The sequence below is a fragment of the Lactobacillus bombicola genome (assembly GCF_900112665.1).
Classification (GTDB): domain Bacteria; phylum Bacillota; class Bacilli; order Lactobacillales; family Lactobacillaceae; genus Lactobacillus; species Lactobacillus bombicola.
In genome coordinates this window covers 312,032-334,491 of sequence record NZ_FOMN01000001.1, presented here as the reverse complement: position 1 = coordinate 334,491, position 22,460 = coordinate 312,032, and the positions used below count along the sequence as shown (strand labels likewise).

The following is a 22,460-nucleotide window of genomic DNA, read 5'->3' as shown; positions in this document are numbered from 1 at the left end:
GTAAGGAAGAAAAATGGAAATTATTACACAAAAATTTGAAAAATATCAAGCTCAAGAAATTAAAAAAGTTACTCTAAAAAACGATTGCGGTGTGGCAATTTCATGTTTATCAATGGGGGCAACTTGGTATGAATTTTTAGTACCAGACAAAGATGGAAATAAGCACAATTTGATAATGAATTTTGCACACTGTGCTGACTATTATTCAAATGGCTTGTGTTGCTGTCAATCAATTGGACGGGTCGCTGGGCGAATAAAAAAAGGACATTTTAAGTTAAATCAGCAAGAGGTTCAATTGCTACCTAATGAGAATGGCAATACTTTACATGGTGGTAATCATGGCTTCCGTTTTTTGAATTGGAAGATAACTACCCAAAAAGAGCATAATAGTGTTAGCGTGATTTTTAGCAATAAAATCAGCGAAAAGATTGATGGGTTTCCTGGGGATCTTAATGTAGAGATTAAATATACACTAAATAATCAAAATCAAGTAATGATTTTGTATACGGCTAAAGGTGGTTCGAAATCGACATTATTCAACCCAACTTGCCATGCGTATTTTAACTTGAGTGACCAGCCTAATTTAGCTTCACATAAATTAAAAATTAATAGTACACAATATTTAGAATTAGATACGGAATTAATCCCAACAGGAAATATGCTTGCGGTTGAAAATACTCCCTATGATTTTCGCGACTTTCAAAATCTTGAATCTGCCATAAGTAAGAATAATGGCTTTGACGATGCCTTTGTCATTGATGGAGCAAGCACTAATTTACGACCAGTTGCAGTTTTAAGTGAACAGACAAGTGGTCGAGCAATAACAATATCTAGCGATAGTAATTGCTTAGTTGTGTATACTATGTCGCAAAATCAACCGGGGGTTAAGTTTATACGTGATGGAGGTAAATTTGCTCAACCTAGTGAAGCAGTGGCATTAGAGGCACAAACATTGCCTGACGCAATTAATAATGACGATTTTGGTAATATTGTTTTGCCAGCAAATACAACAAAAAGTCATGAAATAGTATTTACCTTTACGCAAAAATAAGATTGGCTATTTTAATTTATTTCTTTATTATTGACACCGCTTACATAAAAAGATAAATTTACTAGGTAAGTTAATTTGTAAATTTAGAAATGAAAAGGAATATACCATGAAGTACCATGAAATTACTCAAGCTGATTGCGCTAATTTATCTAGATTTATCTCAGAAGCAGATCAATTTATTACTAATCCAACGCAGCACTGGGATCATGATCAATTCAAAACAATTACGGCTATGCCTGATTTAGTTATTCAGCCAGTAAATAATGAAGAAGTAATAAACGTTGTTAAATATGCTAATGATAATAATATTCCTATTGTAGCTAGGGGAAACTCCACTGGCTTAATGGGAGCCAACTTAACTGTTAAGGGTGGCATATCTTTAGATATGGTTAAAATGAATCGGGTTCTAGAATATGATCCGAAAGGATTGACTATGACAGTTCAAGCTGGTATTAGACTAAAAGATATTGAAGAATACCTTGCAGATAAGCCATTTACTTACATGCCAGCGCCAGCGATGCATTGGGCAACACTCGGAGGTAATGTATCGACAAATGCTGGGGGACTTAAAGCAATTAAGTATGGTGTTACTAGGGAACATATTCGGGAGTTAAAAGTTGTTTTAACTAATGGTCAGCTATATAAATTTGGTTCAAAAGCAGTAAAGTCTTCATCGGGTTATTCATTAAAAGACTTAATTATTGGTGCTGAAGGCACGTTGGGTGTTATAACTGAAATTACGATGAGACTTTATCCTAAACCACGTAAGTCAATTAATGCCATCATTCCATATCCTACATTAAATGATGCAATCAAGTCTGTTCCGGCAATTTTAGCATCAGGCGTCGTGCCGACAACAGTTGAATTCATGGGGCGGAAAGTAATAGAATTATGGGAGGAATATTCTAATGAGCAATTTCCAATTTCAAATGGAGACGGCTTCCTTATTATCGGTCTAGATTCATTTACTGATGAAGAATGGCAAGCTCAATTAAAGCAAACACTAACAGTAGTAAAAGACTTTAAGGCTGAGGATGCAATAATTTTAGCAGCTGATTCAAAAGAAGCTCAGAAAATTTGGCAATGTCGGGAACAACTTTTGCTTGCAATCCAAAAATCGACTCCCAAAATGGATGAAATTGATATTTGTGTGCCAATTAATCATATTCCAGATGTTTTAAAACGAATTGCCGAATTGGAAAGTGAATTAAAAATTCGTATCCCTAATTTTGGTCACGCAGGTGATGGCAACTTACATATTTATCTTTGTTCAGATAACTTAACCGATAATGAATATAAAAAAATAAACGCTAAAGTTATTTCTGAACTTTATAAAACTGCTAAATCTTATGATGGTAATATGTCCGGCGAACATGGTATTGGCTTTGCCCGTGCTAATAACTATGAAGACTTTTATGGTAAAGAATATACTGACTTATTACGACAAATTAAAAATTTATTTGATCCGAAAAACGTTTTAAATCCAGCTAAGATTTTTAATCTTTGAAAAGACCAAAAAAGGTATGGTTAAGCCATACCTTTTTTAAATAAATGTTATTTAATCATGTATCTCCTAGTCATCGGTAGATTTTCACCTGATGGTCCTTTGGTTAGTAGATACTGGACTACATCAATATTGCCAGATTCAAAAGAGGCTGCACAGGCTTGCAAGTATAAATCCCACATTCTAGTAAACCGCTCACCCATTTTCTTTTGAATAAGATTACGTTGTTTATTAAAATTTTCATCCCATATCTCTAATGTTCGTTGGTAGTGACGGCGTAGCATTTCTAAGTCATCAATTTGTAAACCACTAGCCACAATATGATTGATATTTTCGCCTAAACCTGGAACGTAGCCACCAGGAAAGATATATTTGTTAATCCAAGCATTTTTTGCCCCACCTTGTTGACGGGTAATACCATGAATTAAGGCAATGCCGTCTTTTTTTAGATATTTAGCGACATCGTTAAAATATTGACCTAAGTTTTCTTGCCCAACATGTTCAAACATACCTACGGAGGTAATATAGTCCCATTCTTGGTTACCTAATTCGCGATAATCTTCTAGTTTAACTTCAGCCATGTCTTGCATATTTTGATCATAAATTTTCTTTTGTACGAATTTATATTGCTCTTCGCTTAACGTTACTCCCGTAACCTTCAGACCATATTTTTTAGCAGCGGTCAGCATTAAGGTTCCCCAGCCGCAGCCAATGTCAAGTAGCGTTTTACCTTTTTGGGGATGTAACTTTTCAAGAATATGATTGATTTTAGCTATTTGGGCTTTTTCTAAATCATCCTTATTGTCTTCATCAAAATATGCACAAGAATAAGTAAGGGTAGGATCTAACCATAATTTATAAAAGTCATTCCCAATATCATAATGGCTTTGAACATCTTTTTCACTTTGAGCTTCCGTATGCTTTTCATGTGGTAAAAATTTACGAAATTTACTTGAGCGCATAAAACTACCAGCACTTTCATAAGCTCCCAAAATCAAGTGTTGGATATTACCTTTGATTTCAATTTTTTTATTCATATAAGCTTCACCCAAAGCCAGTGAAGCATTATTAGTAATAGAAGACACAGGAATTTCTTCATTAAAAATAATTTCAATATTTGGCGTGCCATTTCCATAAATTTCACTTTTTCCGTCCCAATAAGTTACTTTTACAGGGAAGGGAAAAGACTTGCTCAACATTGTTCGATAAAATGTTTTTTCTAACAATTTTCGAATACCTCCATTCCGTTGTCACTATTTTTATTCTAACACTAAAAAAAGAGATCGAATTCATTATGAACTCGATCTCTTTTATCTTTTATTTTGGTTGATAATGAAAAGCTGGATCTTGTTCATAATCTAACTTTTCCCAAGCAGTTTGTAACTGGTTATCTAAAATTTTTTCATTTTCATGAGTTAATTTGATTTTACGATCAATTTGAATAGGATCACCAAAGCAAATTTCAAGTGGTTGCCGCTTCAATACCCCTATAAAGGTCAATGGTCCTTGATAAACGACGGGAACAATTGGTTTACCGGACAATTTGGCGATTGCAATGGTGCCACCTTTTAGTTCGGAAGAATGGCGTGTACCAGATGGAAAAATAATTAATGAATAATTTTTTTCTTTTAATCCCTTAATAGGTGTTTTGATTGCAGAGGGACCGGGATTTTGTCGATCTACTGCAAAAGCGTGAGCATGCTTAAGGATGAAGCGCAATGGTGGGAATTTAAATAGTTCGATTTTGGCCATGAACATAAATTCTGCAGGGCTTGCAGCTAAAGCAAATAAAATTGGTTCCCACCATGTTCGATGGGGTGCAGCTAAAATATAGTTTCCTTCAGGAATGCGATTTTTATGGTTAACGTGTAAGTGACCGTTAATTACCCAAACAATAAACCGGGCAACGGCGCGAATAAAATGATAAAACATAATTTCCTCCATTTGATGTAAAATATTATAACAAAGCTTTTGAAGAGGATAAAATTTTATGGTAAATTTGGAAAAAAATGAGCGCATAGATTATATGTATAGTGACAATTTAAAGATTATTCAGGACAAAAGTTCCTTTAGTTTTTCACTTGATACGTTATTATTAGCTGCAATGGCAAAAGAATCAATTCGTGATCGATCTAAGGTGGCTGATCTTTGTGCTGGTAATTGTGCAGCAACAATGTATATGGCATATTTTAATCGAGCTAAATACGATGCAGTAGAAATTCAACCTGAAATTGTTTCTCAAGCTAGACGTTCAATTGAGTTGAATCATATGGAAAACCGCATAACCGTTTATCAAAAAAATGTTAAAGATGTAGCTGTTTTCTTACCTAAAGATTCTTATGATCTGGTGGTGGTTAATCCACCTTATTTTAAAGTTGTCGAAAATCATAAAATTAATCCTGAGCGACAGAAGGCAATTGCTCGCCATGAGATATTAATTAATTTAGAAGAAATAATTTCTTCTGCTAGCAGTTTGCTTAAAATGAAGGGCAAATTATTTATGGTGCATCGCCCAGAGCGCTTAAATGAAATTGCTTATTTTTGTATGAAACACGACCTTAGTATAAAAGTGGTTCAGCCATATGTTTCTCACCGCGGTGAAAATAGTAACTTGATTGTTATTGAAGCGGTTAAACATACAGGGACAGATGGGTTGATTTTAAAAGATGCAATTGAGGTACATGATGAACAGGGAAATTATTTGCCTGCAATCCAGTATATTATTCATGAGCCAAATCCCAATTCAGAGGATAAGCGAGCACAAAAAACATATTACTTTTATGTTCTATTATGTAATGACAATAGTTTTTATGGCGGTTTTACTGATGATTTACAAAAACGCTTAACAGCACATAATGATGGTAAGGGTGCTAAATATACCAAGGCACGTCGACCGGTCAAGCTGATTTACCACGAAAAGTTTGCTGATAAAAAGTTGGCTCTTAAACGTGAATACTGGTTTAAACACCACTCCAGACAATGGAAGGAAGATTTTTTAAGGGAACACCGTGTTGACTTTTAGTCTTGCATCTTTAATAAAAATTTAGTATCATTTTCTAGTGTGCTATAAGTACATGGATAAAACATCAAGGGCGATTAACGTTTTGGTGCCAGACATTGGTGAATCGTTAAAATGACCGCTTGAGAGGAACAAAACCATAGGAGGAATTTATTATGTCAGTAGTTTCAATGAAACAATTACTTGAAGCTGGTGTTCACTTTGGACACCAAACTAGAAGATGGGATCCTAAGATGGCTCCATACATCTTCACGCAAAGAAATGGCATCTACATTATTGATTTGCAAAAGACAATCAAGATGCTAGATGATGCGCATGACTTTATTAGAGCTGTTGCTCAAAATAATGGTGTTATTTTATTTGTTGGTACTAAGAAGCAAGCGCAAGATTCAATTGCTGAAGAAGCCACTCGTGCTGGTCAATATTATGTTAACCAACGTTGGCTAGGTGGTACTTTAACTAACTGGAAGACAATCCAAAGCCGAGTACAAAGACTTAAAGACTTAAAGAAGATGTCAGAAGATGGTACTTTTGACAGATTACCAAAGAAGGAAGCTTCACTTCTTACTAAAGAAATGGATAAATTAGAGAGATTCTTAGGTGGTATTGAAGATATGCCAAGAATTCCTGATGTATTATTTGTAGTTGATCCTAAGAAGGAAAAGATTGCAGTTCATGAAGCTAATATTTTAGGTATTCCGGTTGTTGCTATGGTTGATACTAATACTGATCCGGATCCAGTTGATGTTGTTATCCCTTCAAATGATGATGCTATCCGTGCTATCCGTCTAATTTCAGGCGCAATGGCTGATGCTGTTATTGAAGGTAAGCAAGGTCAAGATGATAATGAAGAAAAAGTTGAAACTGAATTGACTGAGAGTAGCGAAGAAGTTACTGAAACTGAAGAAGTTTCAGATGAAAATTAGTTTTTATTTGGAAGGAAACTTTAATGGCTAACATTACTGCTAAACAAGTTAAAGAGTTACGTGATCGTACTGGTGCCGGTATGATGGACTCCAAGAAGGCTTTAGTTGAAGCTAACGGAGATGTGGAAAAGGCAATTGATATCTTAAGAGAAAATGGTGTTGCTAAAGCTGCTAAAAAGAGTGGTCGTATCGCAGCTGAAGGTCTAGCTGAATTTGCATTTGAAGGCAACGATGCTGTTTTAGTTGAGATTAACTCCGAAACTGATTTTGTTTCATCAAACGATAAGTTTATTAAATTAGTTGATGACGTTACTAAGGCAATTTTAAGTGCTAAACCAGCAAATGTCGAAGAAGCATTGAAGGCACCTATGGGTGACTCAACTATTGGTGATGAGATTACTAACTTAACGGCTGTCATTGGTGAAAAGATCACTTTAAGAAGATTTGACTTGATTTCTAAGAATGATGATGAAGTCTTTGGCGCATACAAGCATAACGGTGGTGCAATTGTTGCTGTTGTTACTTTAAAGGGTGATAACGAAGAAGCAGCTAAGAATATTGCAATGCACGTAGCAGCAATAAATCCTGAATATTTGAATAAAGAATCAGTGCCAAAGGCTGACTTTGATCGTCAAAAAGAAGTCTTTACTAAGGAAACTGAAAATGAAGGCAAGCCTGCTAACATTATTCCTAAGATTGTTGAAGGTCGGGTTAATAAGTACTTAAGTGAAATTTGCTTGGTTGATCAACCTTACGTTAAGGATGGCGATATGACAGTTGCTGAGTACGCTAAATCAGTAGGTTGTGAAGTAGTTGCATTTACTCGCTACGAAGTGGGCGAAGGTATTGAAAAGAAACAAGAAGATTTTGCGGCTGAAGTACAAGAACAAATGAAGTAAGTCGGGTATAAATAAATAGGGGATGTCTCTAAAAGAGACCCCCTTTTTTATTTATTACAATTATTGGTTAATTTGAACTAATTATCTAATGCTTTTCCATTAGTTTTGATTATGTTTTTTTATCCATTTAAACGATTTTTTTGGAATTCTTTTTAAACCACCATTTCCTAAGTCATCCATATCTACATATACAAAGCCATATCTTTTTTTCATTTCTTCGGTTGAAAGTGAAATCAAATCAATTGGAGCCCACATGGTATAGCCAATACATGAACTTTGTTAATATTAATTGCATCAGCCATTGCTGAAAGATGTTTCTGTAAGTAGTCAATTCGATAATTATCTTCTACATAATTATTTTCGTCTAGCTGATCAATAGCTCCTAAGCCATTTTCTACAATAAAGATTGGTTTTTGAATTCGATCATAAATCATGTTCATTGTATAGCGTAAGCCAAGAGGATCGAGTCCCCATAACCATTTGGTTACTTTTAAATATGGATTAGGTAAATACACCGATATTAAACCAAGAATCACCGGTTTTTGAAATGGTCGAACGGTAATAGCTAAAGGCAATAAAATCCAATTGACTATTTTTAAGTGTAGTTATATCTTCAGCTTCCATTTTAATCTTGTTTAGACCACTAATTCCATAAGGAAGTCTCATAATTCAAAATTCTTACCGGGAGGGTAAAAAGTGTTGGCGTTCCAACTAATTTGGTTGTAGCGCCATATGCGACTACAATTGGCATGAAGTAAATAGGGGCATCTCCGATAGCAGAAAGTAGCATATAACTAGAGGTTTTAACAAAATTTGAATTAACAAATGTAGTAATTAAGATCAAAACTACTTTGATCATTCCTCCTGCGATAAGTCCTGGGATCATTGGAGTAATGCTGCTGGAATAAACCCTATGGTTTTACTACCAACGTTTTGCTAGATATTTGCTGGGTTATCAAGATTTTCATTGACAGGTTTTTCTGTAGTTAAGTTAAAGTTTTGAACGACTGCACTATAAGTTGGAAGTAAGTTTGACCCTAAAATTCTAGGTATTACTCACCTGCACACACAACACCTAGGATTTTATCAATATCTTCTAAATTTTTTTATTTGTTCTGGTAATATCTTTAAGTGAAAATCTAAGTCTGATCATAACTTATTTAGTTACTTTTAATCCAGATGCGAGTCTCAGAAAAGACTTTAGGCATTTAATTGTTTTGCCAGGTAGTCATTTGTCTATGACGCTTCATTTGATATCCAGTCATTAGTTTCTCTTTTTGTCGAGTTAATCATTGAATGTATGGTTAAAATTGAAGAAAACAGCTAATTATAAAGTAAGAAACATGAAAAGTTTTACCATTAAGTTTATTCTTTCAGTTGTTATTTTTACTTTTTCTATTGTAAAATTATAGAATCTAATTAAGATATTAGAAAGTTATAAATGAAAGAAAATTATGAAAAACTATTTAAGCATTGATATTGGCGGTACTGAAGTTAAGTACGCCCATTTAAGTTCATCTGGGAAAATTATTAATAAGGGTAAAATTGAAACTTCAAAAAATAAAGTTGATTTTCTTAATAGTATCGATAAGATAATCCAACAAGATGTAGCTAACCTGAAGGGGCTGGCAGTTTGCGCTCCTGGTAAAATTGATAAAACAAAAATTTGCTTTGGTGGGGCGCTACCTTTTTTAGATGGCATTGATTTTGCACAAGTATATGGCGATAAATATGATTTTCCAGTAGCAGTAATTAACGACGGAAAAGCAAGCATTTTAGCAGAAAGTTGGTTAGGTAATCTAAAAGGGGAAAAGAATTGTGCCGCTATTACTTTGGGTACGGCAGTTGGTGGTGGCATCATGATTGATGGTCATTTATTATCTGGGGTACATGCACAAGCTGGAGAATTGAGCTTTATGATTTGTGATAGTTCGCAGGCAAAGACAATGCTGGGTAGTATGGCATATCGCGGTTCAGCTGTGCAGTTTATTAGAAAAATTAATCAGGTGCTGCACTATCAAGATGAGACTGATGGTAAGTATGCTTTTGCCGCAATAAAAAATCAAGTTCCAGAAGCTGTGGCAATTTTTAATGAGTATTGTTTAAAAATTGCAATTCTAATTTTAAATCTGCAAACGGTTATTGATATTAATAAAGTAGCAATTGGTGGTGGTATTAGTGCACAATCAATTTTAATCGAGGAAATTAATGCAGCCTACGACCGTTTTACTACAATAGATAACCCAATTATTGGTCAAACTTTAGTCAAACCTAATATCGTTTCTGCCAAGTTTAGAAATGATTCGAATCTTTATGGGGCGCTTTATAATCTATTGTTGCAAGTCAATAATGAAAAATAATATTGTGAAAGTCCATTCTTTAGGAATGGATTTTTTGTTAAAATAAGTTAGTTAAGGTTGGTTACTGAATCCGGCTGTTTTGATGTACTACATTTGTATGCTTTATATGGTAGAATAATTTAAGTTAATAGAGGAGGTTGTCATGACTGAAGTTAAATATAAGCGAGTCGTTTTAAAAATTTCCGGTGAAGCATTAGCTGGAACTAAAGGTACGGGAATTGATCCTACAGTTATCAGTCATTTAGCACAAGAAATAAAGGCGGTTCACGACTTAGGCGTCGAAATTGGCATTGTTTGTGGTGGTGGCAATATGTGGCGCGGTGAAACTGGTGCTAAGCTAGGAATGGAACGCTCTCAAGCTGATTATATGGGGATGTTAGCTACCATAATGAACGGTTTAGCACTTCAAGATGGATTAGAACATGTAGGTGTTCCTACTAGATTGCAAACTTCAATTGAAATGAGACAAATTGCTGAGCCATATATTAGAAGAAAAGCAATTCGTCATTTAGAAAAAGGACGCGTAATTATTATGGGTGGAGGTACTGGTAACCCATATTTTTCAACTGATACAACGGCAGCTCTTCGGGCAGCAGAAATTGGTGCAGATGTAATTTTAATGGCCAAAAACGGTGTTGATGGTGTTTATACTGCTGATCCCAAAATTGATCCTAATGCCACTAAATATACTGAGTTGACCCAACTTGATGTTATTTCAAAGAACTTAAAAGTTATGGATCGAACGGCAAGCTCACTTTCAATGGATACAAATATACCTCTAATTGTATTTAACGTTAATACTGAAGGTAATATTAAGCGAGCTGTCATGGGTGAAAATATTGGTACAATGATTGAAGGAGGAAAAAATGAGTAACGAAGTTATTAATAAGGCAAAGGAAAATATGGATAAATCGATTCATGTTTTTGAAAAGAATCTGGGCACGGTTAGAGCTGGGGTTGCCAATGCAGCGATTTTAGATGGAATTAAAGTTGACTATTATGGTGCCCCAACGCCTTTAACACAAATGTCCAGTGTAACAATTCCCGAACCACGTGTGCTATTGATTACACCATATGATCAAACTAGTATTGATAATATCGAACATGCTTTGTTAGCTTCTAACCTGGGGCTAACCCCAGCCAATGATGGTAAAGTTATTCGGTTAGTAATTCCGCAATTGACTGGAGAAAGGCGTCAAGAAATTGCTAAAGAAGTAAATAAAATGGCTGAAGAAGGTAAAATTGCGGTTAGAAATGTGCGTCGCGATGCAATGAATAGTTTGAAAAAATTGCAAAAAGATGATGAAATAACTGAAGATGAACAGCGAAACTTAGAAAAGCAGGTTCAAAAGGTTACTGATGAAGCAACTAAAAACATCGATGTGTTAGCAGATAAAAAACGAAAAGAAATTACTCAAGGATAAGTAATGGTAGAAAAAAGGAATCAGTTAAACCATCTTGCCATTATTATGGATGGCAACGGGCGATGGGCTACACAACAAGGTAAGCAACGCATTATGGGGCATCGAGAAGGAATGTATAATGTCGAACGTATTACCTTAGCCGCTAATGAACTGGGAATTAGAGTTCTATCATTGTACGCCTTCTCAACTGAAAATTGGGCTCGTCCCAAAGAAGAAGTTGCGTATTTAATGAATTTACCAGTACGCTTTTTTGATAAGTTTATGCCTACGCTAATGGAAAATAATGTTAAGGTTAACATTATGGGCTATCTTGACGAATTGCCAAGTAAAACATACGATGTTGTACAACAGGCAATGGCTGAAACAGCTAATAATACCGGATTAATCTTGAATTTTGCTTTTAATTACGGCTCAAGAAGAGAGATTCTAACAGCTATGCAAGAATTAGGGTCTCTAATTGAAATGGGGCAATTAACTAGTGCACAGATTGATGAAAAAATGATTGCTCAACATTTAATGACCGCTAATTTTGGTAAATTTCAAGAACCAGACTTGTTAATTAGAACTTCTGGCGAACAAAGAATTTCTAATTTTATGCTTTGGCAACTTGCTTATTCTGAATTGGCTTTTAGTTCGAAAAATTGGCCGGATTTTAATAAAAATGATTTACAAGAATTTGTCAACGACTTTGAAAATCGTCATCGTCGATTTGGTAAACTTGATGAATAAGGTAGTTAGGTAAATATATGAAACAACGTGTAATCACAGCAATTATTGCTTTAATTTTGTTTATTCCGATTGTTTGGGCAGGTGGGCTTTGGATGGACTGGCTCACTGTTGCTTTTGCAGCAATTGGAATCAGTGAAATATTTTTAATGAAAAAGCAAATTTTAGTATCAGTTAATTTTGTATTAGCATTATTGGCAACGATAACTTGGGCAATTCCAGATACCTTTATTAAGGCAATGCCATTTAATTGGACTAAGTATGGCATCTATTTTGCATTAATCATGTTAATGTTAACATGGACTGTTTTATCAAAGAATAAAACAAATTTTGATGATATTGGTGTTTATACTTTGGGATCACTGTATATTGGCACTGGCTTTCACTATATGGCAGGAATTAGAAATAGTTCGCATGGACTGGCTTTACTTTGCTATGTATTTGTAGTGGTTTGGTTAACAGACACAGGGGCTTATATGATCGGTCGAAAAATTGGTCGACATAAATTATGGCCAGTGATTAGTCCCAATAAAACTTGGGAAGGTTCAATTGGAGGAACAATTTGCGCAGTTATTTGTGCAACAATTTATGCCTATTTTGTTCCATTAGGTTATTCTTTAATTGAATTGGTGATTTTTGCTTTAATCTTATCCATTGTTGGCCAGATGGGGGACCTAGTTGAATCTGCCTACAAGCGTTTTTATAATGTAAAAGATTCTGGTAAAATTTTGCCTGGTCATGGTGGAATTTTAGACAGATTCGACAGTATGCTGTTTGTTTTGCCAGTTTTTGCTGCTTTATTAGGTATTGTCCACTAGGAGATTTCTTTTGAAAGGTATACTAATTTTTTTAATTGTATTTGGGTTGTTAGTTTTTGTCCATGAATTCGGGCACTTCATTGTTGCTAAAAAATGTGGTATTTTGGTACGTGAATTTTCGATTGGAATGGGGCCAAAACTTTTTCAAGTGCGTCGTAATCCAACCACGTATACCATCCGTTGGCTGCCATTAGGTGGCTATGTTCGTTTAGCAGGTAAAGATGACGACACAGCACTTGAACCCGGGATGACGGTGATTCTACAGTTAAATGAGCAAAACGAAGTTATCAAAATTGATGCTTCTAAATCAGATGTGCCAATTGAGGGCATCCCAGTCTTAATTACAAAAGCTGATTTGGTTGATGAGTTATTTATTTCAGGATATGAAAATGGCAATGAGGCAGATCGAGTAACCTATCATGTTAATCATGATGCTACTATAATCGATCAAACAAAAACCGAATTAATTATTGCTCCGCGTGATACTCAATTTCAAGAAGCCAATGTTTGGCAAAAATTAGCGACTAATATCGCTGGTCCATTAATGAATATTATTTTGGGCTTTGTTGTTTTTATGATTTGGACCTTTACAATTCCAGGTCCAGCTACAACAACTGTTAGTCATGTCGATACTAATTCACCTGCTAAATTGGCGAAAATCGAACCAGGCTCTAGACTAATTAAAATTAACAATTACAAGATTACTACTTTTCAAGAGGTTTCTGACTTTATTAATCATAGTAAGGGAAAAAATATTAAAGTTTCCTTTATTAATAAAGATGGTCAAACAAAGACAGCTAGTGTTAAGCCAAAATCAATTAAAGTTCAGGGCCAAACCATCTATCAAATCGGAATCCATGCACAAAGTGATGAGCATATTTCTGCCAAGGCTCAACGAGGATGGGAGATGGCCGTATCAACAACTGGAATGATTTTTAATGCTGTTGGTGGATTGTTCAGACATTTTAGTTTAAATAAACTATCAGGTCCAGTTGGAATATATTCACAAACATCACAAGTATCACAATTAGGGTTACCGTATATTTTGGCATTTTTAGCGATGATTTCAATAAACTTGGGGATTGTAAACATGATTCCAATTCCTGGTTTAGATGGAGGAAAGTTTTTGCTTAATTTAATTGAAATTGTTCGTGGTAAACCAATTTCAGAAGATCATGAGGCGTTAGTAGAACTAATCGGTTTTGGACTGTTACTTATTTTGATTATTGCAGTGACTGGCAATGACATATATCGCTATTTTATTAAATAGAATTTTTTAAAAAGTTATTTTGGGGGAGAAATTAATGCGTCAATCTAAATTATTTATACCTACTTTAAAGGAGGCTCCAGCTGATGCAGTTGCGGCTAGTCACAAGCTGATGCTTCGGGGTGGTTATGTTCGGCAAGTAACTGCTGGTGTTTATGCATATTTACCATTAGGTTATCGCGTCTTAACCAAAGTTGAACAGATAATAAAAGAAGAAATGGCCAAAATCAATGTGCCGGAAATGGCTATGCCAGAATTACTACCTGCTTCATTATGGGAAGAATCAGGGCGTTGGCAAAAATACGGTTTAGAAATGTTTAGATTAAATGATCGGCATGGTCGGCAAAGTTTACTAGGACCGACTCATGAGGAAACATTTACGCAAATTGTTGCTAAAAGCATCAAAAGCTATAAGCAAATGCCAATTGCTTTATACCAAATTCAAAATAAATTTCGTGATGAAAATCGGCCACGGTTTGGTTTATTAAGAACGCGTGAATTCATTATGCTGGATGCCTATAGTTTCGCTGCTACTAGAGAACAATTGGATGAACAATTTAATGATGAAAAGAAGGCATTTGAAGCTATTTTCAAACGTTGTGGAGTTAATGTGACAGCAGTAATTGCCGATTCTGGTACCATGGGTGGTAAAAATTCTACTGAATTCCAAGCTCCGGCAGCTATTGGAGAAGATACAATTGCCACTAACGAAACTAATACATACTCTGCTAATTTAGAAATGGCGGTTAGTGTTGATACTTTCAAGCCTAGTCAAGAAAAGGAAGAAGCAATTGTTAAGGTTGCCACTCCAGGACAAGAAACCATTGCTGATTTAACGAAATTTTTAAATGTGCCAGCAACTAAAATTGTAAAAAGCATCCTTTATATAGTTAATGAAAAAGATCATGTACTGGTCTTAATTCGTGGTGATAAGCAAGTTAATGAAGTAAAGCTTACTCATCTACTTGATGCAGATTCAGTAAGAGTCGCTAGTGATGATGAATTATACCAGCTTACTGGCTTGAAAAAGGGAAGCGTAGGTCCAATAAATGCTACCTGGGCTGATCAAATTATTGCTGATGAAACAATTAAGAATTTAGTCAATACTGTTGTTGGCGCAAATGAGAATGGTTACCAATTAAAGAACGTTAATTTTGATCGTGATCTTAAAATTGACCAAGTCAGTGATCTTCGTGTTGCCAATGAAGGTGAACCTGATCCAGTCGACCATTTACCGCTTAAATTTACTACTTCAATTGAAGTAGGACATATTTTTAAACTTGGTACATATTATACTGAAAAAATGGGAGCTGATTTTTTAGATCAAAATGGAAAATCACAACCAGTGATTATGGGCTCATACGGTATTGGCGTTACACGTGTTTTATCAGCTGTAATTGAGCAGCATTTGACGAAATTTGGTATTGCATGGCCAAAAGAAATTGCTCCATTCAATTTGCACATAGTCCAAATGAAAATGAAAGATGAAGCACAGACTAGATTAGCTGAGCAACTTGAAGCAGAGTTCAGTAAAAATTATGATGTTTTATACGATGACCGCAATGAACGTCCCGGTGTTAAATTTGCTGATGCTGATTTGATTGGTGCTACCGTTCGTATTACAATTGGTAAAAAGGCTAGTGAAGGAATTATTGAAGTTAAGCGACCAAGTGATGAAGTGGCTACTGAGATGACAACTACTGAACTAGCAGATTTTGTAAATAAAGAGTTAGGATAATTTTCGTGACGAATAAAAACGAACTTTTCTTACGCCTGTTAGAGCAGATTAATTTCCCTAAACAATTTGAAGATGAGGATATACTGCAAAAGGGCCAAATTGAGAACGTGGATGTTTACGCTAAAGAGCATAGATGGGATATCCATGTTCTTTTTGCTACACCGTTAAAGTTTGCCACTTATGATGCTCTAAATAAGGCAATGACGGCAAGCTTTTCTTCATTTGTTAAAACACATTTGTTTGTGCGATCAGAAAACGGAGATGATAATTATTTAACTGACTATTGGCAATATGCAGTTCAAACCTCGCAACTATTGCAACCAGTTGCACGAGAGTTCATTGCAAGCCATCAACCGCGAAAAGAAGATGGACGGTGGATTATTCCGGTTGACAATTTAGTGGTAGATGGGTTATTGGAACAAAAGGTATTAGACCAGTTAGCAATTGAAATGAGAGATTACGGCTTTTTCAATTTAAAGTTTGTAACGGAAATCGATGAGGCCAGCTCACAAAGTAATTTAGCAAGTTTACAGCAATTACAGGAGCAGCATGAGCAAAATATGCAAGAGGCTTATTTGGCAACCCCACCAAAGGAATACTCTAAAAAACCGATTTATCAAACTAAAAAAACGCGCTATGGTAACCGAACACTTGATAAAAAAATGACAGTAACTCAAATTAAGGATGTTATTGCCGGAACCAGAAATGTGGTTATTGAGGGCAACATTTTTAATACTGATGTACGGGAACTTAAAAACGGCTCTCATATTTATATGGGAGAAATTACTGATTATACTGATTCAATTTCATTCAAAAAGTTTATTTCGGATGATGAGCAACTAGAAAATATTAGTAAATTGAAACGGGGAACTTGGGCTAAGATGCAGGGTACTGCAGCTGAAGATCAATGGAGCCACGACGTTGTTTTCAATATTTCTTCTTTTGAAATAGTTGAGCATACTGAGAGAATTGAAAAGTATAAAGGTGAAGAGAAGCGTATTGAATTGCATTTGCATACTAATATGAGTCAGCTTGATGCAACTAATACAGCGACTGATTTTGTTTTAGCAGCTAAACGATTTGGGCAAAAGGCGATTGCTATTACAGATCATGCAGATGTACAAGCCTTTCCTGAAGCTTATAATGCTGGCAAGAAGAATGGTATAAAGATTGTTTATGGTCTTGAAGCAAATATGATTGATGATCATGCCTTATTGATCCTTAATCCTGCGCCAATGAAATATGAAGATCAAGAATTCGTAATTTTTGATGTTGAAACAACTGGATTATCGTCAGTTTATGACACTATTATCGAAATTGGTGCTGTAAAAATGAAAAATGGCGAAGTAATTGATCGGTTTGATAAATTTATAAATCCGCATCACCCTTTAAGTGAACAAACGATTAACTTAACTTCTATTACGGATGAAATGGTAGAAGCTGCTGATGATGAAGATGTTGTAATCAAACAGTTTCAGGATTTTTATGGTGCAAGGCCGCTTTGTGGGCATAATGTTCAATTTGATGTCGGTTTTGTAAATGCTGCTTTAAAAAGAGCAAATTTGAGTGAAATCACACAGCCAGTAGTTGATACCCTTGAAATTTCAAGGCTACTTCATCCAGAACAAACGCGACACACCCTCGATTCATTAGCTAAAAAATACAATGTTGTACTTGAACATCATCACAGAGCAAATCAAGATGCAGAAGCAACGGGCTATTTAATGTTTAAACTACTTACTGCCTTTACTGAAAAATTTGGTGAGGACGATTTGGGGAAAATGAATGATTATGCGGCTCACGGTCAAGTGTTTAAAAGAGCACGACCGCAACATATGTCTATATTGGCTCAAACTCAAGCTGGCTTAAAAAATATGTATCGTTTAATTTCTATTGCGAGCACTGAAGACTTTTATCGTATTCCACGTACCCCTAAATCTGATTTAATTGAAAACCATGAAGGCTTGCTTTATGGATCTGGCTGTGGTGAAGGTGAAGTTTTTACTGCAATGATGCAAAAAGGGTATGATGAAGCACGCAAGAAGGCAGAATTTTATGATTATTTGGAAATTCAACCACCTGCAAATTACGCCGCAATGATTGACGATCACCTAATTGCCGATGAAGCAGAATTAGAAGAAATTTTAAGTAATATATATCAATTAGGGCAAGAATTAAATAAGCCCGTTGTTGCAACTGGAGATGCCCATTACGTTGAACCGCATGACGCTATTTACAGGACAATTTTAATTTCTGCGCAAAGGGGTAACCCTGATCGAAATAAAAAACAACCTGATTTGCATTTTTATACTACTCAAGAAATGCTAGATGCTTTTAGTTTTCTGGGTGAAGAAGCGGCTCAAGAAATTGTTATTACAAATCCAAATAAAATTGCTGAATCAGTTGAAGAAATTGCACCAATTAAAGATGGACTTTATCCGCCACATATTGAAAATGCTGATGAAGAAATGAAAAAGCTGACGTATGATAAAGCGCATGAGCTTTATGGCAATCCGCTACCTAAGCTAGTTCAAGACCGTGTTGATATGGAATTGCATTCGATTATTTCAAATGGCTATGCAGTAATTTACTTAATATCACAACGATTAGTTGCTAAGTCAAATAAAGACGGTTATTTAGTTGGTTCACGTGGGTCAGTTGGTTCTAGTCTTGTTGCAACAATGTCTGGAATTACGGAAGTTAATCCACTCGCGCCGCATTATCGTTGTCCGAAATGTAAATATTCCCAATTTTTTGAGAATGGTGAATATGGTTCTGGCTATGATTTACCTGATAAAAAGTGTCCCAAATGTGATACAGATTTGGTCAAAGACGGCCAAGATATACCTTTTGCCACTTTTTTAGGTTTTCACGGAGATAAAGTTCCAGATATTGATTTGAACTTTTCTGGTGACTATCAACCAGTGGCACATAATTTTATTCGGGTGATGTTTGGCCCCGTAAATTCTTATCGAGCTGGGACAATTGCGACAGTTGCAGATAAAACAGCATATGGTTATGCTAAACATTACGATGATGAAAAAGAGTTAAATCTGCGAAGAGCAGAATTAGATCGTTTAGCAGCAGGAGTCAGCGGAGTAAAACGAACAACTGGGCAACATCCAGCTGGTATTGTTGTAGTTCCGGATGATATGGATATTTATGATTTTACTCCAGTACAATACCCAGCAGATGATGTTAATGCAACATGGAAAACAACTCATTTTGATTTTCATTCGATTCATGACAATATATTGAAATTTGATATTTTAGGACATGATGATCCAACGATGATTAGAATGCTTCAAGACCTATCAGGAGTAGACCCACTGTCTATTCCACCTGATGATCCCGGCGTTATGTCATTATTTTCTAGTCCTGATATCTTAGGAGTGACACCAGAGCAAATACAATCTAAAACTGGAACTTTAGGAGTACCAGAATTTGGAACGAGATTTGTTCGTGGTATGCTTGAAGAAACTAAGCCAACTACTTTTTCCGAACTATTACAGATTTCTGGTCTTTCTCATGGGACGGATGTCTGGTTAGGTAATGCAGAGGAACTAATTAATAATGGTATTTGCAAACTGAAAAATGTAATTGGTTGTCGTGATAATATTATGACAGATCTTATTCACTGGGGCGTTAAACCTGAAGTTGCCTTTTCGACTATGGAATCGGTTCGGCATGGTCGTGGTATCAGTGAGGAAGACATGGCTGTTTTACAAGAAAATAATAAAATTCCTAGTTGGTATATTCAGTCTTGTTTGAAAATAAAATATATGTTTCCGAAGGCCCACGCTACTGCTTATATTTTAATGGCCTTAAGAATTGCTTGGTTTAAAGTTTACTATCCTGAAATATATTACACTGCTTATTTTTCAGTTCGGGCTGATCTGTTTGATTTAGTAGCAATGAGTCATGGTAAAAATACTGTTAAAAAGGCAATGAGTGACCTTCAAGCCAAAGGTAATGATGCTTCTGCTAAAGATAAAAGTCTATTAACTGTTTTAGAAATTGCTAATGAGTGTCTTGAACGTGGTATTAGTATAAAAATGGTTGATATTAATAAATCTGAAGCAACTAATTTTACAATTGTTGACCAACATACAATTTTAGCGCCATTTAATGCCGTTCCTGGCTTAGGGATAAATGCTGCAAAACAAATTGTTGCTGCACGAGCAGAACAAGAATTTTTATCAAAAGAAGATTTGGCAAAAAGGGGCAAAGTATCGCAGACAATCATGGACTATTTAGAAGAAAATGGTGTTTTGGAAGGCTTGCCTGATCAAAATCAACTATCACTCTTTTGATTTTTGCAGTATTAGTATAAATATGATATAATTAATAAAGAAGTTCGAATAAGTGATTCGGAGTGAGCATTGATTGCTCACTCTTTTTATTACGGAGGAAAGTACTTGGCGAAAGTTAAAGAAGCTGTTCTTGCAGAAATTATCCCAATTATAAAGTCACGTGGAGATGAATTGGTAGATAGTGAATATGTGAAAGAAAAAGGACAAAATTATTTACGCATATATGTGGATCGAGATGATGGAATTGATATGGATGAAATTGCTGGGCTTAGTGAGCTGATTTCTACTAAGTTAGATGAATTAAGCCCCGATCCATTTCCTGACCCCTATATTTTAGAAGTTTCTTCTCCTGGTATTGAGCGACCAATAAAAACTAATAATGATTGGCAAAAGGCTTTGAATAATTACATTCACATTGCACTTTATCAAAAAATCGATAACCAAAAAGAATATGAAGGTATTTTAAAGTCATATACTAATGACGAAATAAAATTGGAAATTAAAATTAAAACAAGGCGGAAGCAGTTAACTATTCCCCGTAAACTAGTTGCAAATGTTCGATTTGCAATTGAATTTTAGAAAGGTTGATTAAAACTTATGTCTAAAGAAATGCTAGAGGCGTTTGCTACTTTAGAAGAAACAAAAGGTATTAAGCAAGAGGTAATTGTTGAAGCAATTGAAGCAGCCCTCGTTGCAGCATATAAAAAGAATTATAACCAAGCAACTAATGTTGTAGTTAAATTTGATGAACGTAAGGGCGACTTTAGGTTAATGACTGAGAAAGTTGTTGTGGAAGAAGTTCATGATGATCGACTAGAAATTAGTTTAAAAGATGCTTTAGCAATCAACCGTGCATATGAATTAGGGGATACAATTCGCTTTGAAGTTGCACCAAAGAACTTCGGTCGCATTGCAGCTCAAACAGCCAAACAAGTTATCATGCAACATTTACGTGAAGCTGAAAGAAATCAGATAATTAGTGAATATTCAAAGTACGAAGATGAATTAATTACTGGAACAGTTGAAAGACGTGATAATCGCTTTGTCTATGTTAAAATTGGTAATGTAGAAGCTGTTATGCCTCGCAATGATCAAATGCCAAATGAAATTTATAATCCTCAAGATCAAATTCGTGTACTAGTAACTCATGTTGGTTCTGATTCCAAAGGAGCTCAAATTACAGTTTCACGAACTGCACCAGATATGGTTAAAAGATTATTTGAACAGGAAGTCCCAGAAATTTTCGATGGTACAGTTGAAATCATTTCTATTGCGCGTGAAGCTGGTGATAGAACTAAAATCGCGGTAAAATCAAATGATCCTAATATTGATCCTGTTGGAACCTGTGTTGGTCAACGTGGTACACGTGTGCAAAATGTCGTTAATGAACTTGATGGTGAAAATATTGATATTGTCAATTACGAGCAAGATCCGTCAGACTTTATTGCTAATGCCCTAAATCCTGCAGAAGTTATTGCAGTTCAATTTGGCGATGAAGCAGATGAAAAAAGTGCATTGGTAATTGTACCTGATTATCAATTATCACTTGCTATTGGTAAGAAGGGGCAGAATGTTCGCTTAGCTGCACGCTTAACTGGCTATAAAATTGACATTAGACCAGAATCTGAAGTTGAGTTTGTTGATGAAGCAAATGACAATACAGAAGAAAGCACTGATTCTGTATCAAATGAGAAACAATCAGGTACTGACAATGAAGACCAATTGAGTGATATACAAGAGACTAAGCAAAATTTAGAAATAAATGAGCATATTGATAATGAATAAGGCAAGGAGGAATTTTTTTGAAAAAAAGAAAGATTCCAATGCGAAAAGATTTATTAACTAATAGTATGCAACCTAAAAAAGAGTTAGTTCGCATTGTAATTGATAAAGAAAAAAATGTTTTTGTTGACCCAACTGGTAAAAAGCCAGGTCGTGGTGCTTATGTTTCATTAGATCCTACCAAAATCAAGTCTGCACAAGAAAAAGGCGTGTTAGATCGCAGTCTCGGAACTAAAATTTCAGCAGCATTCTATGACGAGTTATATGCTTATGTCGATCATCAAAAGGCAAGAAAAGAATTATTTGGTGATAGTTAGATTTGCAAAGTAGACAAAAAGCGTTGAATTTGCTAGGTCTTGCGGAGCGAGCTGGGAAAATAATTTCAGGTCAGGAACTTGTTCTTGCGGGTCTTAAAGCAAAGAAAATCAAAGTTGTTATTTTGGCTAATGACTGCCATGAAGGTACAAGTGAAAAGGTCAATAGAATTACTACCAAAAGTGGGATAAGTATTATTTCTGCTTTTAATAGTGATGAAATTTCACATGCAATTGGCAAAAAGCGTAAAGTATTAGGTATTACTGATATTGGTTTTTATAAAGCATTAGTACAAAAGATTAATGAAGGAGTGTGATT

At 35.3% G+C, this 22,460-nt stretch carries 20 protein-coding genes and 1 pseudogene; 17 read left to right on the top strand and 4 right to left on the bottom strand.

Going from position 1 to position 22,460, the window contains the following annotated elements; translation table 11 throughout:
• Positions 1–13: 13 nt before the first annotated feature.
• Positions 14–1,051, top strand: coding sequence for an aldose epimerase family protein (locus BM203_RS01585; protein WP_090092217.1), 1,038 nt, complete (start codon positions 14–16; stop codon positions 1,049–1,051).
• A gap of 106 nt (positions 1,052–1,157) precedes the next feature.
• Entirely contained in the window at positions 1,158–2,558 is a 1,401-nt protein-coding gene (locus BM203_RS01580; RefSeq protein WP_090092215.1) for an FAD-binding oxidoreductase, read from the top strand.
• Between the two features lie 47 nt (positions 2,559–2,605).
• Here BM203_RS01580 and BM203_RS01575 read toward each other — a convergent pair whose 3' ends face one another.
• Both BM203_RS01575 and BM203_RS01570 read right to left on the bottom strand, forming a co-directional pair.
• Positions 2,606–3,781, bottom strand: coding sequence for an SAM-dependent methyltransferase (locus tag BM203_RS01575; protein WP_090092213.1), 1,176 nt, complete (start codon positions 3,779–3,781; stop codon positions 2,606–2,608).
• A gap of 91 nt (positions 3,782–3,872) precedes the next feature.
• Complete coding sequence (locus BM203_RS01570) at positions 3,873–4,487, bottom strand: lysophospholipid acyltransferase family protein (protein ID WP_090092211.1); 615 nt, start codon at positions 4,485–4,487, stop codon at positions 3,873–3,875.
• A gap of 58 nt (positions 4,488–4,545) precedes the next feature.
• Between BM203_RS01570 and BM203_RS01565 the strand changes: the two genes are divergently transcribed.
• The 3 genes from BM203_RS01565 (at position 4,546) to tsf (ending at position 7,399) form a co-directional block, all read left to right on the top strand.
• A complete protein-coding gene (locus BM203_RS01565) occupies positions 4,546–5,577 on the top strand; it encodes a GIY-YIG nuclease family protein (RefSeq protein ID WP_090092210.1) in 1,032 nt (343 codons plus the stop codon).
• Positions 5,578–5,729: 152 nt separating this feature from the next.
• Entirely contained in the window at positions 5,730–6,500 is a 771-nt protein-coding gene (rpsB, locus tag BM203_RS01560; RefSeq protein WP_165777865.1) for a 30S ribosomal protein S2, read from the top strand.
• A gap of 23 nt (positions 6,501–6,523) precedes the next feature.
• Positions 6,524–7,399, top strand: coding sequence for a translation elongation factor Ts (tsf, locus tag BM203_RS01555; RefSeq protein WP_090092206.1), 876 nt, complete (start codon positions 6,524–6,526; stop codon positions 7,397–7,399).
• Positions 7,400–7,476: 77 nt separating this feature from the next.
• Here tsf and BM203_RS01550 read toward each other — a convergent pair.
• Both BM203_RS01550 and BM203_RS01545 read right to left on the bottom strand, forming a co-directional pair.
• A pseudogene (locus tag BM203_RS01550) lies at positions 7,477–7,993 on the bottom strand (family 1 glycosylhydrolase); the annotation flags it as partial.
• A gap of 49 nt (positions 7,994–8,042) precedes the next feature.
• A complete protein-coding gene (locus BM203_RS01545) occupies positions 8,043–8,258 on the bottom strand; it encodes a hypothetical protein (RefSeq protein WP_090092204.1) in 216 nt (71 codons plus the stop codon).
• A 595-nt stretch (positions 8,259–8,853) separates the two neighbouring features.
• Here BM203_RS01545 and BM203_RS01540 point away from each other — a divergent pair.
• From BM203_RS01540 to BM203_RS01485, 12 genes are all read left to right on the top strand, one after another.
• Positions 8,854–9,759 (top strand): ROK family protein, encoded by a 906-nt coding sequence (locus tag BM203_RS01540; RefSeq protein WP_090092202.1) that lies wholly within the window; start codon positions 8,854–8,856, stop codon positions 9,757–9,759.
• A gap of 142 nt (positions 9,760–9,901) precedes the next feature.
• Positions 9,902–10,633, top strand: coding sequence for a UMP kinase (gene pyrH / locus BM203_RS01535; RefSeq protein ID WP_090092200.1), 732 nt, complete (start codon positions 9,902–9,904; stop codon positions 10,631–10,633).
• Positions 10,626–11,183 carry a ribosome recycling factor gene (frr, locus tag BM203_RS01530; RefSeq protein ID WP_090092199.1) on the top strand — a complete coding sequence of 186 codons (558 nt, stop codon included), beginning with the start codon at positions 10,626–10,628 and terminating at the stop codon, positions 11,181–11,183. Before pyrH ends, frr begins: the two co-directional genes overlap by 8 nt.
• 3 nt (positions 11,184–11,186) lie before the next feature.
• Entirely contained in the window at positions 11,187–11,912 is a 726-nt protein-coding gene (locus tag BM203_RS01525) for an undecaprenyl pyrophosphate synthase (RefSeq protein ID WP_090092197.1), read from the top strand.
• A 17-nt stretch (positions 11,913–11,929) separates the two neighbouring features.
• Positions 11,930–12,727 (top strand): phosphatidate cytidylyltransferase, encoded by a 798-nt coding sequence (locus BM203_RS01520; RefSeq protein WP_090092196.1) that lies wholly within the window; start codon positions 11,930–11,932, stop codon positions 12,725–12,727.
• A 10-nt stretch (positions 12,728–12,737) separates the two neighbouring features.
• On the top strand, positions 12,738–13,997 hold the full coding sequence (gene rseP / locus BM203_RS01515; protein ID WP_090092194.1) for an RIP metalloprotease RseP: 1,260 nt from the start codon (positions 12,738–12,740) through the stop codon (positions 13,995–13,997).
• A 34-nt stretch (positions 13,998–14,031) separates the two neighbouring features.
• Entirely contained in the window at positions 14,032–15,732 is a 1,701-nt protein-coding gene (locus BM203_RS01510) for a proline--tRNA ligase (protein WP_090092192.1), read from the top strand.
• A 5-nt stretch (positions 15,733–15,737) separates the two neighbouring features.
• Positions 15,738–20,045: a PolC-type DNA polymerase III gene (locus BM203_RS01505; protein WP_090092190.1), complete on the top strand. Its 4,308-nt coding sequence runs from the start codon at positions 15,738–15,740 to the stop codon at positions 20,043–20,045.
• A gap of 105 nt (positions 20,046–20,150) precedes the next feature.
• Entirely contained in the window at positions 20,151–20,624 is a 474-nt protein-coding gene (gene rimP, locus BM203_RS01500; RefSeq protein ID WP_090092189.1) for a ribosome maturation factor RimP, read from the top strand.
• Between the two features lie 18 nt (positions 20,625–20,642).
• The gene (gene nusA, locus BM203_RS01495) at positions 20,643–21,830 is read left to right on the top strand and encodes a transcription termination factor NusA (protein WP_090092187.1); all 1,188 of its coding nucleotides are present in this window, start codon (positions 20,643–20,645) and stop codon (positions 21,828–21,830) included.
• A 17-nt stretch (positions 21,831–21,847) separates the two neighbouring features.
• Positions 21,848–22,144: an RNase P modulator RnpM gene (rnpM, locus tag BM203_RS01490; RefSeq protein ID WP_090092186.1), complete on the top strand. Its 297-nt coding sequence runs from the start codon at positions 21,848–21,850 to the stop codon at positions 22,142–22,144.
• 2 nt (positions 22,145–22,146) lie between these two features.
• Positions 22,147–22,458 (top strand): L7Ae/L30e/S12e/Gadd45 family ribosomal protein, encoded by a 312-nt coding sequence (locus BM203_RS01485; RefSeq protein ID WP_090092184.1) that lies wholly within the window; start codon positions 22,147–22,149, stop codon positions 22,456–22,458.
• The last annotated feature ends 2 nt before the right edge of the window (positions 22,459–22,460 follow it).

Bases quoted from the DNA above. Each gene is read 5' to 3' on its own strand.
- BM203_RS01580 (WP_090092215.1), top strand. From the start codon at position 1,158: ATGAAGTACCATGAAATTACTCAAGCTGATTGCGCTAATTTATCTAGA.
- BM203_RS01585 (WP_090092217.1), top strand. From the start codon at position 14: ATGGAAATTATTACACAAAAATTTGAAAAATATCAAGCTCAAGAAATT.
- BM203_RS01540 (WP_090092202.1), top strand. From the start codon at position 8,854: ATGAAAAACTATTTAAGCATTGATATTGGCGGTACTGAAGTTAAGTAC.
- BM203_RS01545 (WP_090092204.1), bottom strand. From the start codon at position 8,258: ATGATCAAAGTAGTTTTGATCTTAATTACTACATTTGTTAATTCAAAT.
- BM203_RS01520 (WP_090092196.1), top strand. From the start codon at position 11,930: ATGAAACAACGTGTAATCACAGCAATTATTGCTTTAATTTTGTTTATT.
- frr (WP_090092199.1), top strand. From the start codon at position 10,626: ATGAGTAACGAAGTTATTAATAAGGCAAAGGAAAATATGGATAAATCG.
- BM203_RS01510 (WP_090092192.1), top strand. From the start codon at position 14,032: ATGCGTCAATCTAAATTATTTATACCTACTTTAAAGGAGGCTCCAGCT.
- pyrH (WP_090092200.1), top strand. From the start codon at position 9,902: ATGACTGAAGTTAAATATAAGCGAGTCGTTTTAAAAATTTCCGGTGAA.
- BM203_RS01570 (WP_090092211.1), bottom strand. From the start codon at position 4,487: ATGTTTTATCATTTTATTCGCGCCGTTGCCCGGTTTATTGTTTGGGTA.
- tsf (WP_090092206.1), top strand. From the start codon at position 6,524: ATGGCTAACATTACTGCTAAACAAGTTAAAGAGTTACGTGATCGTACT.
- rpsB (WP_165777865.1), top strand. From the start codon at position 5,730: ATGTCAGTAGTTTCAATGAAACAATTACTTGAAGCTGGTGTTCACTTT.
- BM203_RS01525 (WP_090092197.1), top strand. From the start codon at position 11,187: ATGGTAGAAAAAAGGAATCAGTTAAACCATCTTGCCATTATTATGGAT.
- BM203_RS01565 (WP_090092210.1), top strand. From the start codon at position 4,546: ATGGTAAATTTGGAAAAAAATGAGCGCATAGATTATATGTATAGTGAC.
- nusA (WP_090092187.1), top strand. From the start codon at position 20,643: ATGTCTAAAGAAATGCTAGAGGCGTTTGCTACTTTAGAAGAAACAAAA.